Raw genomic sequence first — 15,801 nt, forward strand, 5'->3', positions numbered from 1 at the left:
TTTCAGGTTCAAAGTTTCAAGTTGTTATTCTCAAGAACCTGAAACCTGAAACCTGAAACTTTGAACCTGAAACAAAAAAAAACTATGTTGAACAACTTCAAAATGTCGATGCTTTCTTTGCGTACCAGGATTTTCCTGTCGATGATTGTATTGATTGTTGTGGCATCTTTTTTATTGGCGTCTATTTCGATTATTCAGTTTAAAAATGAAGCCAAAGAATACCATCAGGAACGTTTAGAGCGCAAGGAAAATGCCGTAAAAGAACACATCAATTATGTGTTGTCTACTACAACTTATCCGCTGAAAACGGGGAATCTGGATTTAATTTTTAAAGATAAAATCCACGAATTAGCTCAGATTCATAAAATTGAGATCAATATTTACAGTCTGGACGGGAAATTGCTAAAATCGTCCAAAGAATCTTTTGCTGTAGATAAAGCACCACCGCCAATTCCGGAATACATTCTTAAATTGGTTCGCTCTTCTATCGAAAAGCGTTTTGTAGATATCAAAACCATTGATGGAGTCAAGAACAGATCTTCCTATAGCTTAATTAAGGATGAAAAATTCAAGCCCTTGGGGATTTTGAATCTCCCTTACCTCGAAGATGACGGCTATTATGACAATGAATTAAACACCTTTTTGATTCGTTTGAGTCAGGTGTACTCGTTTATGCTTCTGGTAGCTTTTGCTTTAGCCTACTTTTTATCGACCTATATTACGAAATCATTGAAAACCATTTCGGACCGATTGGAAGAAACCAATTTAGATCAGAAGAATGAGAAGATTGTTTTGGAGGCGAATAGCAAAGAAGTAAACTTCCTGATCAAAGCCTATAATGGAATGGTGGATAAACTGGAGACCAGTGCTATAAAACTAGCCCAGAGTGAGCGGGAAGAGGCATGGAGGGAAATGGCAAAGCAGGTGGCGCATGAGATTAAAAATCCGCTAACGCCAATGCGTCTGACGGTGCAGAGTTTTCAACGAAAGTTCGATCCCACAGTTCCCGATGTCAAACAAAAGCTGAATGATTACTCCGAAACGCTGATTCAGCAAATTGATACCATGACGGCAGTGGCTTCGGCATTTTCGAATTTTGCATCCATGCCGGCGCAACAGAACGAAACCTTAAATGTAGTGGAGGTTGTGGAGTTGGCATTGGATATTTTTAATGAAGATTATATCGTTTTTGAAAGTCAGGAAGAGGAAATTATCTCTAAGATGGATCGTACACAATTGATCCGTGTGATTACCAATCTGGTTAAAAATGCCACACAAGCTATTCCGGAGAATCAAATTCAGAAATCTATTTTAGTTACCGTGAAACGTCGGAATAATAATGTCGAAATAGCGGTAAAAGACAATGGAATCGGGATTCAGAAACAAGATAGCAGCAGGATTTTTGAACCAAAATTCACTACCAAAACCAGCGGAATGGGTCTTGGACTAGGAATTATAAAAAACATAATCGAAAATTACAAAGGAACAATTACCTTTGAATCAACATATGGAAAAGGAACTACATTCAGAGTTTCTTTACCAATCATAAACTCTTAAAATAAGCGTCATGAACTACGAGAATCTTTTAATTTCTATTGAAGAGAATATTGCAACCGTTACTATTAACAGGCCAACGAAACTAAATGCGTTAAACAAAGCGACGATTAGTGACCTGAATAAAGCTATAAAATTGTTAGGTAAAAATAACGATGTCAGAGTTATTATTTTGACCGGAAGCGGCGAAAAAGCATTTGTGGCGGGAGCCGATATTTCAGAATTTGCAAATTACACGATTATTGAAGGCGCACAATTGGCTGCCGAAGGACAGGAAGCGCTGTTTGATCATATTGAGAATTTGAAAAAACCGGTTATCGCTGCTGTCAATGGTTTCGCTTTAGGCGGAGGATTGGAATTAGCGATGGCATGTCATTTTAGAGTAGCCTCAGAGAATGCTAAAATGGGATTACCCGAAGTAAGTCTGGGATTAATTCCGGGATATGGAGGAACACAACGTTTGCCTCAGCTTGTTGGTAAAGGACGAGCCATGGAATTAATAATGACAGCCGGAATGCTTGCTGCCGAAGAGGCTAAACAATACGGTTTAGTAAACCATGTAGTCCCTCAGGCAGAACTTTTAGAATTTACTAAAGGAATTGCACAAAAAATTATCAAAAATGCTCCTTTTGCAATCAGCAAAGCCATAAAGTCGATCAATGCGAATTTTGTGGATGGTAAAAATGGTTTTGAAACAGAAATAAAATCATTCGGAAAATGTTTTGGAACGCAGGATTTTAAAGAAGGAACTACTGCTTTTTTGGAGAAAAGAAAACCTGAATTTACAGGGAAGTAATAAAAATATTTAACCGCAAGGTTCGCTAAGCTTTGCGAATCTCGCGGTTAAAAAATCAAACAATAATTATCATGTCCTACGAACCAATATTTGCTCTTTTCAGCGAACGCGTGAAAGAAAGCATTCAAAGCGGCACCTTTGCCAAATTAACTTTAGCCAAAACCATTGGTGATACCGAGATCAAAAACATCTATTTCAGACTGGTTCTGAATGAAGATAATACCTATTCGATATCGTTAACAACCCGTTATAAAACCGAAGAAATAGAAAGTATCCATACTTTAGACGAGGCTTTATTGGTGCTAGGTTCGTATATTAAAAATCCATTTTTGACGGCACTTTTGTTTACAACAGACAATGACCTGACGTTTAAAGTCAACAAGAAAAATGCCGGTAGCATCATCGAGCAACCGCCGACTTTTAAAAATGCTTCGCCCGTAATGCTTGAAATGATTGAGAAAGGGATTGTTTAAGTGTTGTTGAACAGCATGGTGCGTTAGAATAAATCATAAAATTATAATTTAAGTTTACCCCAAATGAAGAAAAGAATTACTCTTTTTATGTTGGCATTGACTTTTGCTTCTGCAACGGTTTCTGCTCAAACGAAAATGAAAGAATATAAAGCAGGACATACTTTTACCGTTAATTTGCCTGACTATATGAATAAAACGGCCGGTATAAATACATCATCGGCTATTGAATACAAAAGCGAAGTCAAAGAAACCTATGGGTTTGTAATCTATGATTTGAAGGAAGATTTGAGTCTTGTAGAGCTAAATTATGCTTCAGCAAATGACTTTTATGAGGACTTTATGAAGGATTTCCTTAGTGATGTAGAGAAAAAAACGGTTTCGACTCCTGTTTCAAAGAAGATCAATGAAACCAATTTTCTGGAAGCCGATATTAGCTATTATGATAAAGATGCCGCGATGGATATTTATTATTTAGTTGGAATTGTTGAAACTAAAAAAGCCTTTTATAAAGTGTTTTCATGGACTTCAACGGCAAATAAAGACAAGTTCAAGGGCGATTTTCAAAAGATACTCTACAGCTTGAAAGATTAAAAAAAATCCCAAAACTTTAAGTTTTGGGATTTTTTTTGTTTCTAAACCAGTTTCACAAATAAATTGGAAGCAATTTTATTGGAAATCGATAATTCTCTACCGTCGACTTTTATTTTTACTGATAAATCGAAAGACTCTTTCGACAAGAGTTCAATTTTGGAGCCTAAAGCAATTTCCTGTTTGTCCAGATATTTTAAAAACTCCGAAGAGGTGTCTTTTACGCCGACACAAACGCCAATTTGACCTTCGTTTAACTCTGACAGCAGATGTTTCTCAATTTTAACGATACGACCGTTAGCATCCGGAATCGGATCACCGTGCGGGTCTTCTGTCGGGTTTCCAAGAAAATCATCCAGACGGTTGATCAGTTGCTCGGATTTAATATGTTCTAACTGTTCTGCAATATCGTGGACTTCATCCCAACTGAAATTTAATTTTTCAACTAGAAATACTTCCCACAAACGATGTTTTCTAACAATCATCTTGGCAGCCAGTTTGCCGTTTTCCGTTAAAGAAACGCCTTGGTATTTTTTGTAATTTACTAAATCCTTTTCGGACAGCTTTTTAAGCATATCTGTAACCGATGAAGCTTTGGTCTCCATCATTTCGGCAATAGCATTTGTGCTCACTTCTGTTTCTAAAGAAGCAGTAAGGTGGTATATCGCTTTTAAGTAGTTTTCTTCTGAGAAAGTCATTCTTTTTTAAGGTTCTAAGCGGCTGAGATGCTGAGGTTCTGAGTGTAAAGATTCAAAATCTTAGCCACTTAGTAACTCAGGATCTTAGCCACTATTTTTTAACAATCAACAAAGGTATTGAAATTTTATGACGCAGTTTGTCTACTGTTGTGCCAAAAAGAAGATCCTTTAGCCCCGTATGGCCATGGGTTCCCATTACCAAAATATCAAAATCACCTTCATTTATAATTTTTGCGATAATCGTATTGGGTTTTCCAAAGCCGAGCTCGGTTTTGATTTTAAATCCTTTTTTGGAAAGCATTTCTTTGTATTCCAATAATAATTTTTCATCAATAGTAGTCTCATGATCTTGTATTTCGACGCCGTACATTAAAGCACCAACCGTTTCTACTATGTGAATTAAGGTGTATTGCGTGTCAATGCCCCCCAATTCAAAGGCTTTGTTTAATGCGGGCTCGTCAGCATTTGAAAAATCGACCGAAATGGCTATGTTCTTAATCGTTTGGTTTTCTTTTGGCGAAAACTGTAATTTTAAATGATGAGGGGAGTGGTTCACAATCTTGTTTTTTACCTTAGCGATAAAAGGTCCAACCACGATATAAAGCAGTAAAGCAAGGAATGCGAAAGCCAATGGAACAACGGTAAGCCACAGCACTATTGGATTGCTGGAGCTCTCAAGCCAGGAAGTGATTTCATCGTAGACTAATTTTGCATTCAATGAAACTATAATTGCCGCAATAATCCACGAAACTACCTGTGTCGTTTTGGAAATATGAAAACCGTTCATTTTTGATTTATCGCTCACAAAATGAATCAACGGAATAATCGCAAAGCCCAATTGCAAACTTAGAATGACCTGACTTAGAATCAATAGTTTTCCGGTGACGCTTTCACCATAAATTAAAATAACGATAACGGCAGGAATAATGGCAATTAAACGCGTAAGAATACGACGAACCCAAGGCTGAATACGCAAATGGAGATAGCCTTCCATTACAATCTGTCCGGCCAGCGTTCCGGTAACCGTAGAACTTTGTCCTGCTGCAATCAATGCAACAGCAAATAAAATGGGAGCCCACTTGGTTCCCAACAGCGGTTCCAGAAATTGATGCGCATCCTGAATTTCGGCTACTTCAAACATACCGTTTTTATGAAAAGTCGCCGCCGCAAGAATCAAAATGGCCGCATTTACAAAAAAGGCCAGATTTAAAGCGATGGTCGAATCGATGAAATTGTATTTCAAAGCTTGTTTGATACCCGCCGGTGTTCGGTCAAATTTTCTGGTTTGCACCAAAGACGAGTGTAGGTATAAATTGTGAGGCATCACAGTTGCCCCAATAATTCCGATGGCAATATACAAAGCAGCAGAATTTGGAATAGAAGGGATGAGGCCTTCTAGCACCTTATGCATTTCCGGTTCTGCAAAAATCATTTCAAAAATAAAAGAGAAGCCGATAATGGCAACCAAAGCAATAATGAAGGCTTCCATCTTGCGAATTCCTTTATTGATCAGGAAAAGCAGTAAAAAGGTATCTAAAACGGTAATTAAAACCGCTTCGAGAAGTGGAATGCCAAATAACAGATTAATTCCGATCGCCATTCCGAGAACTTCTGCCAGATCACAAGCTGCAATAGCAATTTCTGCCAGAAAGTATAAAATGTAATTGATATATTTAGAGTACGTTTCTCTCGAAGCTTGCGCCAGATCGCGCTGTGTCACAATTCCAAGTCGGGCACTTAGGCTTTGAAGTAGTAAAGCCATCAAATTACTCATAAGCAAAACCCAAACCAAGGTGTAGCCAAACTGACTCCCTCCCGCAATATCGGTAGCCCAGTTTCCGGGGTCCATATAACCTACACTTACTAAGTATGCCGGACCGAAGAAGGCTAATATTTTTCTGAATCCTGTTTTTTTATTCTCGGTGGGAACCGATTGGTTTACTTCTTCTAAAGATTTGGTCATTGTCAAAATATTGATTTTCCAAATATATAGAAAAATTGTATTCGCTCAACAATATTTTTAGACAAGTCTAAAAGTTAAATGTTAGAATTTAAACAATTGGGACACAAACCTGATAACGTAAAGTTAATATCATTTACTTTATAGTTGTGCGGAATGATGTAACTTGGTTTTACATTTTCAAGGCAAGTTATTTCGTGGCAATTTTCGCAGCTGAAATGAGCGTGATTATGAATGTGTACAGGATGTGCATGATGGCATTTGGCATATTTTACCGTACCGTCAAGATCTACAATTTTATGAACGATATCGTCATTTACAAGACGATCCAATATTCTGTAAATAGTAACACGATCACACAAATCTGCTGTTAATTTGTGAATTTCTGTATGTGACAATGCCGTTTTCGATTCGGTGAGAATCTGTGTAACGGCCGTCTTTGCGGTGGTATTTCGAGTGTTTTTCATTCTAAATCAATTAAATATATTAACGCAACAATGTTGCGATTGAAATAATTTTATATATTTGCAACAGAATTGCATTAAGCAAAAGTACGAGAAATGAAGAAAACGACCATGGCCCTTTACGATATTTTAGGAATTTCGAGCGCTACCATTTGTTTGGTGCATTGCTTGCTCTTTCCGTTGTTAACCATTCTGCCATTAGGATTAACTCACAATCCTTTTATCGATTTAGTTTTTGCTTCAATTGGACTTTTTGCGATTTTAAAAATAATTAAAAAATCGAACCTTTTGGTCTCCAGCATTTTTATTATTTCTATGGCCATGATTTGGATCAGTGTTTTGGTCGATATTTTTTTGGAAATTCATCTTGATTGGATCTTTTTTGGAGGAATAGGGATGATTGTGGGACATTTTTTGAATTATAAATCACATAAAAGATAACAATTATGGCACAGCAAAATCATTTTGAAGTTATTGTTGTAGGAGGAAGTTACAGCGGACTAGCTGCCGCCATGAGTCTGGGGCGCTCTTTGCGTGAGGTTTTGGTGATAGATAGTGGCCTGCCATGCAACAGACAAACACCCTATTCGCATAATTTTATTACACAGGATGGAGAGAAGCCGGCAACTATTTCGAAGAAAGCCAAAGAAGAGATTGGCTCTTATGATACGGTTCAATTTCATAACGAATTAGCGGTTAGCGCTGTTAGAATAGAAAATGGTTTTGAACTAAAAACAGAATCAGGAAAAACGTTTACGACGAAGAAAATTCTTTTCGCAACCGGAATAAAAGATTTGATTCCGAATATTAATGGCTTTGGTACCTGTTGGGGAATCTCCGTTTTGCATTGCCCGTATTGTCATGGTTATGAAGTGAAAGGTGAGAAAACGGCGGTTATTGCCAACGGTGATCTGGGTTTTGAATATGTGAAGATGATTTCAAACTGGACAAAAGAGCTTAGTTTGCTAACAAACGGAAAAGCAAATTTTAGTACAGCGCAAATGGAGTTGCTTCAAAAACATGAAATTAAGATCATTGAAGAGGAGATTGATTCATTTCTTCATGAAAACGGAAGCATTCGTGAGGTAGTTTTCAAAAACAAATCAAAAATTAAAGTAAAGGCGGTTTATGCCAAAGTTCCTTTTGTACAGCACTGTCCTTTACCCGAAATTTTAGGATGTGAATTGACCGAGCAAGGTTTGCTAAAAGTAGATCTGTTGCAGCGGACCAATATCCCCGGAATTTATGCCAGTGGGGATAGTACCATTCAGGCACGATCTGTTGCAATGGCAGTTTCTTCAGGCTCTTTTGCAGGAGCTTCAATTAATAGAGAACTTATCGATGAAAGTTTCGTTTAAGGATCTCCTTATTCTTTTATAACACATGGAATCATAATTTCCTTTACTTAATTAAAAGGGGTTTTGTTTTTTAAAGGTTACAGAGTTAAATAGGTTTTTGGTTAGGTTTAGCTCGGTTTTTCTTATGATTCTGTGTGTCTTTTCTTTTATCCAAACCCACTAAATGATTTCATTTTTAAGTTTTTAGCCTTGTAAACATTATTTGTCAAATTTAATTTTTAGATTTGCCTAAAAATTAATTTATACAAAATGAAATATTTATTTTTAGCCTTGTTTTTATTTTCTGCGAAAATGGTTCATTCGCAAACTATTTCGGGAAAGGTAAACAGGGATAATGACGCTCAATTGATTAAAATTACATTGTTAAATACCGTATTTAAAACAGAAGCAGATAGTTTAGGGTATTATAAATTAGAGGGCATTCCACAGGGAGAATATAAAATTCAGGTTACCTCTATGGGATTTAAACCCGTAACTCAAAGGATTTTGGTTGCAGAGAACGAAAAACTGAATCTTGATTTTGAATTAAAAGACAACGATAACGAACTGAATGAAGTGGTGGTTTCCGGAACTCTAAAAGCCGTAAAGCGATTAGAAAGTGCCGTTCCGGTTGAGGTTTATTCTACGGTTTTCTTCAAGAAAAACCCAACGCCCAGTATTTATGAGGCACTTCAGAATATAAACGGTGTTCGGCCTCAGTTGAATTGTGGGGTTTGCAATACGGGAGACATTCATATTAATGGTCTTGAAGGACCATATACTTTGATTTTGATTGATGGGATGCCAATTGTGAGTAGTCTATCAACGGTTTATGGACTATCCGGAATTCCAAATTCGCTTGTAGAGCGCATTGAAATCGTAAAAGGTCCGGCTTCCTCCTTGTACGGAAGTGAGGCTGTGGGAGGCTTGATCAATATCATCACCAAAAATCCGATTAATGCGCCGTTGTTTTCTGCGGATGTTTTTACGACTTCTTATTTAGAAACCAATGTCGATTTAGGAATGAAATTCAATCCGTCAAAAAAAGCAACAACGCTTTTAGGGGTTAATTACTTCAATTACAACCAGATTATCGATAAGGATCGTGATAATTTTACCGATGTAACATTGTCAGAACGAATTTCAGTTTTTAATAAGTGGAGTTTTTTGAGAGACAATAACCGTTTGTTTACCATTGCTGCAAGAGGAATGTATGAAGATCGCTGGGGTGGAGATGTACGTTGGGAGAAGAAATTTCGCGGTGGGGATGAAATTTATGGAGAAAGCATTTACACCAAAAGAGGAGAATTAATAGGAAGTTATCAATTGCCTTTTGAAGAAAAACTGATGGTGTCTTTCTCCGGAAATGTACATTATCAGGACAGTCGCTACGGAACGACCTCTTATATCGCCAATCAGAAAATTGGATTTTTGCAATTGACCTGGGATAAAAAAATGGGTCGAAACGATTTTCTGGCCGGAATTGCCAATCGTTATTCCTACTATGATGACAATACGACGGCAACTAAAGAAGCCGAAAGTACCTGGTTACCCGGAATTTTTGTTCAGGATGAAATTACGATTTCTCCAAAAAGTCAGGTTTTATTAGGAATGCGATACGATTACAATTCGATTCACGGTTCTATTTATACTCCCAGAGTGGCCTATCGATGGAAGAAAAATCCAAACACTATTTTCAGATTGAACGCGGGAACCGGATTTCGGGTAGTGAATCTATTTACCGAAGACCACGCAGCACTTACAGGTTCCAGAGATGTGGTGATCAAAAGTGATTTAAAACCGGAGCAATCCGTCAATGTGAATCTGAATTACATACAGAAAATCAATTTTGGAAACGGAACTTTTATGGGGATCGAAACAACGGCTTTTTATACCCGATTCAGCAATAAAATTATTTCAGATTACGAAACCGATCCGAATAAAATCATTTACGATAATATCAATGGTTATGCCTTAAGTCAGGGAATCAGTACGAATGTGGATCTTAATTTTCCGTCAGGACTAAAGTTTATTGTTGGTGCAACGCTACTGGATAATAAAAATGTGGAAAATGGAGTTTCGGCAACACCTTTTTTAACCGAGAAATTCACAGCAACCTGGAGTGTTTCATATAAAATAGATTCACTAAATTTATTGTTGGATTATACGGGGAATGTGTACAGCCCGATGAAGTTACCTTTGTTAAGTGATTTAGACCCGAGAAGTCCGAAATCGCCGTGGTATAGTATTCAGAACATTCAGTTTACGTATTTCGGATGGAAGAATTTTGAAGTGTACGGGGGAATTAAAAACCTGTTGAATTTTACACCAAAACGCAATAATCCCTTTTTGATTTCAAGAACAAATGATCCTTTCGATAAAAATGTGCAAACATCAGATGGAACAAATGTTGGCTTAAATGGACAAGTAGTTCCAAAAGGGCAAATTGTGACTACTTCAGATAATCCGTACGGTTTGACTTTTGACACAACTTATGTTTATGGACAAAACCAAACCATTAGAGGTTTCTTTGGTTTGAGATATAATTTAAAGTAGGGATTTAAGTTGCCATTTAAAAATAATTTTGAACACGAATTACACGAATTACACGAATTGTTTTTTTATGCAGTAGGATGAGATTAGTGTAAATTAGTGTAATTCGTGGCAACCTTTAAACGATGTATTGAAAAGAACGGGAAAATCAAAACATTCGGGGGTTTTAGGATTGCGATATACTTTGAGATAGAAATTAGTTATGCCACAGATTTGAGGGATTAAAAATGATTTTGAACACGAATTACACGAATTTTCACGAATTGTTTTTTTATTCATCATGCTGAGATTAGTGTAAATTAGTGTAATTCGTGGCAACCTTTAAACGATGTATTGAAAAGAACATGAAAATCAAAACATTCGCGGTTTCTTTGGTTTGAGATATAATTTAAACTAAGGATTTAAGTTGCCATAGATTTGAAAGATTAAAAATGATTTTGAACACGAATTACACGAATTCTCACGAATTATTTTTATTTATTATGCTTTGAGATAAGAATAAGTTACACCACAGACCTCACAGATTTAGAAAAGAATATTCAGAACAAGTTTAATCCTTTTAATCTGTGAAATCAGTGGCAAAAAAACAACACCAAAATGGGAAAGCTAACCCTTATTATCTTCTTCCTCGGGATTACTTCCACAGGATTCTGCCAGCTCAAAAGCACTCCGTTTGAGGCGATTGACAGCTTGCAGCAAATTCAAAAGAAAAATGTGATTGTTTTTATCCATACCGATTGGTGTCAGTTTTGTCAGCGAATGAAAAGTACGACCTTCAACAATCACGAAATCATTGATAAGTTGAATTCAGATTTTTATTTTATTGATTTGAATGCAGAAGAAAAAAGAGATATTTCGTTTAATAATCAGATTTTCAAATACCGGCCTTCGGGTAATAATGTGGGTATAAATGAGCTGGCCGTTCAGTTAGGAACGATTAATAAACAAATTGCGTATCCGGTTTTATGTGTTTTGAATGCGAATAGTGAAATCATTCTCCAGTATAACAGCTACTTAAATGAGGCGGATTTTAAACTGTTTTTAGAAATAGCAAAAGAATAAAATTTCTTATTTTTGAACATGCATTCCTCACAAATCAAACATTTCGACTACATTTTCACCGGAACAGGTCTCTCGGCTTTAATGACGGTTTATAAAATGGTTTTGTCCGATAAATTCAGCACCAAATCGATTTTGTTGTTAGATGCAAGTTCAAAACAATCCAATGACAGAACCTGGTGTTTTTGGTCGGAGAAGGAAACGATTTGGGATTCGGTTATTTCAAAAAAGTGGGATGCTGCTTTGTTTGCCAATCAGGATTTTAAACGCGATTTAGACCTTCGTCCTTATCAGTACAATCAGATTAGAGGATTGGATTTTTATAGCTTTGTTTTGAAAGCTCTTTTAAAAGAATCAAACATTACTTTTTTAACAGATAAAGTAACCGATATCAACGAACTCGATACCCATGTTTATGTTGGTACAGAGGATAAAAGCTACACTTGCAGTCACTTATTCAATAGCATTTACACTAAAGCTTTTGCTGAAAACCAATCCCAATATCCCGTTTTGCAACAGCATTTTATAGGTTGGTTGGTTAAGAGTGAATCGGAGATCTTCAATCCGGAGCAAGTTACTTTTATGGATTTCTCGGTAGAACAAAAAGAGAATACCCGTTTTATGTATCTTTTGCCAATATCAAAAACAGAGGCTTTGGTTGAGTATACACTATTTTCGGAGAAATTACTTCCGGAAGAAGAGTATGAAAAGGAGATTCAAAACTATTTAAAGAATTTAGGTGCAACTGCGTATGAAATTCTGGAAAAGGAGCAGGGAAGTATTCCAATGACCTGTTTTCCTTTTTGGGAGCGAAATACCAAACGGGTGCTTAATATTGGTACTGCCGGCGGATGGACAAAGGCGAGTACAGGTTATACATTTAAAAATTCGGATAAAAAATCAACAGAGCTGGTGGCGTTTTTGTTAGATAATCCTTCGACGTCACTGAAAATGAAAGATTTTCATAAAAAGAGCCGATTTTGGTTTTACGATCTATTGTTACTGGATATTCTCTATCGCCATAATGAATTAGGGAATCGTATTTTTTCAGCCTTATTCAAAAAAGGAAATCCGGTTTTTATTTTTAAATTTTTGGATGAAGAAACGACATTAATTCAAGATGTTAAAGTTATTTTAAAGTGCCCGAAAACACCATTTATTAAAGCGTTATTTGGGTTGATTTTTCTTTCAAATAAATACAACCAAAACCAATAAACTTTGAAAAATACCTTTTTAGGATTAAGTTTCCTTGTTACCCTTTTCTCTTTTGGACAAGTTTCTGTAAACAAAGCACATGATGCTATTATAGAAGAATTTTTGACGAATGGAGCCGAAAAACACAACTACATTTTTGAAATGACCGAATGGCAAAATTGCCTCGATGAAGGTCTGAAAAAAGACAGCACAGTTGCTCAATTATGGCAGCAAAAGGCGATGCCCTATTTTAAATGCAGAAAGTATGAAGTAGGAATGGCATTTTTAGACAAGGCCGTTTTGTATGATAAACAAGAGTGGTTGCCCTATCGTGGTTTTATGAAATGCATCTTTTCAAAGAATTACAAAGAAGCAATCGCCGATTTTGAGGAATGTATCAAACTGTATGGTAACGGGTACAGAATGGACCATTCGTATCGTTTTTATATTGGACTTTGTTACTTGCAGTTGAATGAATATGAAAAAGCCGAAAAAATTATAGGTGACTATGTAGATGATATTTATACTAACAGGCTGCAATTAGAACATCCGACAGCCTATTTTTACCAAGGAATTGCCAAATATGAATTGAAGAAGTGGGACGAAGCAATTGCCGTTTTTGATAAAGCGCTGAAGATTTACCCTGAATTTTCGGATGTAAAGTATTATAAAGCCATTTGTTGGCTGAAACAGGGGAAATCCAGAGCAGAGGTCGTGGCATTAATTGATAGCGCAAAAGAAGATGCTGCTAAAGGATTTACGATAAATGAAGACAATACCGTTTATGAAACCTATCCGTACCAAGTGAAGTTTAGGAAATAACAATCGAACTATAACAAAACTTTATACCTCAAATTAAGTAGTTGCCGCTAAACTTTGTAACTTTGCAGTTCAAAAGTAAAATTTAAAAAAATAAAAATATGTATCCAGAAGAAATGGTAAAACCAATGCAGGCTGAACTTACTGCTGCAGGTTTTCAAGATTTACATAGTGCTGACGCTGTTGATAATGCTATTAAAGCTGAAGGTACCACTTTGGTTGTTGTAAACTCTGTTTGTGGTTGTGCTGCAAGAAATGCACGTCCGGGAGCAAAAATGAGTTTAGAGGGAGCTAAAAAACCGGATCATTTGATCACCGTTTTTGCTGGTGTTGACAAAGAAGCAGTTGATGCTGCAAGACAACATATGTTTCCTTTTCCTCCATCATCGCCAAGTATGGCTTTGTTCAAAAACGGAGAATTGGTTCACATGTTAGAGCGTCACCATATTGAAGGTCGTCCAGCTGAATTAATTGCGGAAAACTTACAAGATGCTTTTAATGAGTATTGCTAAAATAAATTGGTTACAACATTATTTTAAATCCTGCAAAATGCAGGATTTTTTTGTTTATAGAATAAGTGTTTTCTGTAAAATTTACTTCTTAAAACTAAAGTCAACAGAAATCGATTGTTGCTAATTCCCGTTTTTTGACGGAATTTCTTGTGAGAATATCGCTCGAGTTCGAAAATTTAACATAAAAAAATTAATGTGCTGGTATTTAGTTGTTTATAATGCTGTATTTCGTTAAAATCTGATTATCTTTAAGAAAGAATAGTACTGGTCGTTAGGTTTTTAGTGAAGTTAGGTCTAAATTGCATTTTTAATAATTCGGTAACGTAAATTGTTTCTACTTATGAAAATCATAAAATTTATTGCTCAAAAAAGAATAATAACGGCTTTGTTTTTTGCTGCTTTTTTGTTTTTGCCTCAGCATATTCTGGCAGCAGAAGAAAACGGAAGTTTTGAAGATTCTATGGCCGATGTGGTGAGTTGGATTGCCTTAATCTTAGCTCCTCTTATTGGAATTGGAGTTTTTTTGATGGTTCATATTTTGCCTGAGAAAATTGCAGAGAAAAAAAATCATCCCCAAGCGCAGGCGATAAAGATGCTTTGTTTGCTTTCTCTTTTTTTTGGTGGATTATTGTGGCCGCTTGCCTGGCTTTGGGCATACAGCAAACCGGTTTTTTACAAAATGGCGTATGGCACCGATCAAGGTGACTATCACGAGGAATCGATAAAGGAGTTCAATGAAAAAAAGAGAAACAAAGAAGAGGAAGAGTTAGATTCTGATTCAAACGCTATCTTATAACACTTAATTTAGAGATATTTATGGAAATTCTTTTACTGGCAATCTATGGTTTTATTGTATGGCTCGTTTTCTTTAAGTTTAAATGGCTGCCATGGAATACCGTTACACAGGTGGTAACGTTTACCATTCCGGTTGTATTAATTACATTATTGATTTTGTTTCTTAACATTTATGCTCCTTCCTCTCACGACGTAAGGGTGATCAACTATACCGTTGAGGTAGTTCCCGCTGTAAGTGGTCAGGTGACGGAGGTCCCGGTTCAGCCAAACGCACATGTAAAAAAAGGAGATGTTTTATTCCGAATCGATCCCACTCCATTTGAAAATGAACTTAAAAATCTGGAAGCGAACCTTCCTAATCTCGAAGCAAAAATTACGAGTGCCCAAGCTTATAACAGGGAACTGGATTCGCAATTAAAATCAGCTGCAGATCAGATAAATGTGGTAAATGCAAAATACGAATTGGCAAAAAAGAGGTATGCACAAACCAAAGCACTTGCCGAATCAGGAGCAGGAACTAAATTTGATTTCGAACAAGCTAGCGCCAATCTTAAAGATTTAGAGTCACAATTAGGCGTTTCCCGGGCGCAGAAAGAACAGATTGTCGAACGTATGTCGGCAAAATCTAAAACAGGTGAACTTTCCGAAGTCGCACAAGCCCGCGCAAATTTGGCACAAGCAAAAGCTCAGATCGAACAAGCAAAATGGAGACTTAAACAAACTGTTTATCGTGCTCCGGCAGATGGGCGAGTTATAAATTTACAATTAAGAGAAGGTGCTATGGCCGTGCAATTGCCATTAAAACCCGTGATGAGTTTTGTAGAAGATGAACAATACATTGTGGCTTTGTACGAACAAAACGAATTGCGAATGGTAGAAAAAGGAAATGAAGCTGAGATCGCATTACGCACACATCCCAATCAGATTATAAAATGTGAAGTCGAAAAAATTGTTTGGGCAACAGCTGAAGGGCAATTGAGAATAAGTGGTGTATTACCC

General features: G+C 36.6%; 16 protein-coding genes and 1 pseudogene. 14 read left to right on the plus strand and 3 right to left on the minus strand.

Annotated features, from left to right (window positions below; translation table 11 throughout):
- Positions 1-141 precede the first annotated feature (141 nt).
- The 4 genes from AB674_RS12080 to AB674_RS12095 all read left to right on the plus strand — a co-directional run bounded on the left by AB674_RS12080 (position 142) and on the right by AB674_RS12095 (position 3,414).
- Entirely contained in the window at positions 142-1,557 is a 1,416-nt protein-coding gene (locus AB674_RS12080; RefSeq protein WP_082210630.1) for an ATP-binding protein, read from the plus strand.
- Positions 1,558-1,567: 10 nt separating this feature from the next.
- Complete coding sequence (locus AB674_RS12085) at positions 1,568-2,350, plus strand: enoyl-CoA hydratase/isomerase family protein (RefSeq protein WP_047776904.1); 783 nt, start codon at positions 1,568-1,570, stop codon at positions 2,348-2,350.
- A gap of 71 nt (positions 2,351-2,421) precedes the next feature.
- Positions 2,422-2,823, plus strand: coding sequence for a hypothetical protein (locus AB674_RS12090; protein ID WP_047776905.1), 402 nt, complete (start codon positions 2,422-2,424; stop codon positions 2,821-2,823).
- 63 nt (positions 2,824-2,886) lie between these two features.
- On the plus strand, positions 2,887-3,414 hold the full coding sequence (locus tag AB674_RS12095; RefSeq protein WP_131701540.1) for a hypothetical protein: 528 nt from the start codon (positions 2,887-2,889) through the stop codon (positions 3,412-3,414).
- A gap of 41 nt (positions 3,415-3,455) precedes the next feature.
- On the opposite strand, the gene AB674_RS12100 is transcribed toward AB674_RS12095, so the two are convergent.
- From AB674_RS12100 to AB674_RS12110, 3 genes are all read right to left on the minus strand, one after another.
- Positions 3,456-4,109 (minus strand): metal-dependent transcriptional regulator, encoded by a 654-nt coding sequence (locus AB674_RS12100; protein WP_047776909.1) that lies wholly within the window; start codon positions 4,107-4,109, stop codon positions 3,456-3,458.
- Positions 4,110-4,200: 91 nt separating this feature from the next.
- A complete protein-coding gene (locus AB674_RS12105) occupies positions 4,201-6,072 on the minus strand; it encodes an Nramp family divalent metal transporter (protein WP_047776910.1) in 1,872 nt (623 codons plus the stop codon).
- Positions 6,073-6,146: 74 nt separating this feature from the next.
- Positions 6,147-6,536, minus strand: coding sequence for a Fur family transcriptional regulator (locus AB674_RS12110; RefSeq protein ID WP_047776913.1), 390 nt, complete (start codon positions 6,534-6,536; stop codon positions 6,147-6,149).
- Between the two features lie 93 nt (positions 6,537-6,629).
- Here AB674_RS12110 and AB674_RS12115 point away from each other — a divergent pair, with 93 nt between their 5' ends.
- The 10 genes and pseudogenes from AB674_RS12115 to AB674_RS23225 all read left to right on the plus strand — a co-directional run bounded on the left by AB674_RS12115 (position 6,630) and on the right by AB674_RS23225 (position 15,323).
- Positions 6,630-6,974, plus strand: a complete 345-nt coding sequence (locus AB674_RS12115) for a MerC domain-containing protein (RefSeq protein WP_047776915.1) — start codon at positions 6,630-6,632, stop codon at positions 6,972-6,974.
- A 5-nt stretch (positions 6,975-6,979) separates the two neighbouring features.
- Positions 6,980-7,891, plus strand: a complete 912-nt coding sequence (locus AB674_RS12120; RefSeq protein ID WP_047776916.1) for an NAD(P)/FAD-dependent oxidoreductase — start codon at positions 6,980-6,982, stop codon at positions 7,889-7,891.
- A gap of 249 nt (positions 7,892-8,140) precedes the next feature.
- Positions 8,141-10,426 (plus strand): TonB-dependent receptor, encoded by a 2,286-nt coding sequence (locus AB674_RS12125; protein WP_047776918.1) that lies wholly within the window; start codon positions 8,141-8,143, stop codon positions 10,424-10,426.
- Between the two features lie 594 nt (positions 10,427-11,020).
- Positions 11,021-11,485 carry a thioredoxin family protein gene (locus AB674_RS12130; RefSeq protein ID WP_053004252.1) on the plus strand — a complete coding sequence of 155 codons (465 nt, stop codon included), beginning with the start codon at positions 11,021-11,023 and terminating at the stop codon, positions 11,483-11,485.
- Positions 11,486-11,503: 18 nt separating this feature from the next.
- Positions 11,504-12,697, plus strand: coding sequence for a lycopene cyclase family protein (locus AB674_RS12135; RefSeq protein WP_047776920.1), 1,194 nt, complete (start codon positions 11,504-11,506; stop codon positions 12,695-12,697).
- 3 nt (positions 12,698-12,700) lie between these two features.
- On the plus strand, positions 12,701-13,498 hold the full coding sequence (locus AB674_RS12140; RefSeq protein ID WP_047776921.1) for a tetratricopeptide repeat protein: 798 nt from the start codon (positions 12,701-12,703) through the stop codon (positions 13,496-13,498).
- A 98-nt stretch (positions 13,499-13,596) separates the two neighbouring features.
- Positions 13,597-14,007 carry a BrxA/BrxB family bacilliredoxin gene (locus AB674_RS12145; RefSeq protein ID WP_029271207.1) on the plus strand — a complete coding sequence of 137 codons (411 nt, stop codon included), beginning with the start codon at positions 13,597-13,599 and terminating at the stop codon, positions 14,005-14,007.
- 340 nt (positions 14,008-14,347) lie between these two features.
- Positions 14,348-14,803, plus strand: a complete 456-nt coding sequence (locus AB674_RS12150) for a DUF3302 domain-containing protein (RefSeq protein WP_082210631.1) — start codon at positions 14,348-14,350, stop codon at positions 14,801-14,803.
- A 20-nt stretch (positions 14,804-14,823) separates the two neighbouring features.
- Positions 14,824-15,144: pseudogene (locus tag AB674_RS23220) on the plus strand (biotin/lipoyl-binding protein); the annotation flags it as partial.
- A 77-nt stretch (positions 15,145-15,221) separates the two neighbouring features.
- The gene (locus AB674_RS23225; RefSeq protein WP_410471211.1) at positions 15,222-15,323 is read left to right on the plus strand and encodes a hypothetical protein; all 102 of its coding nucleotides are present in this window, start codon (positions 15,222-15,224) and stop codon (positions 15,321-15,323) included.
- Positions 15,324-15,801: the final 478 nt, after the last annotated feature.

Source organism: Flavobacterium sp. ABG, from assembly GCF_001027725.1.
In the GTDB taxonomy this organism is placed as follows: Bacteria; Bacteroidota; Bacteroidia; order Flavobacteriales; family Flavobacteriaceae; genus Flavobacterium; species Flavobacterium cupriresistens.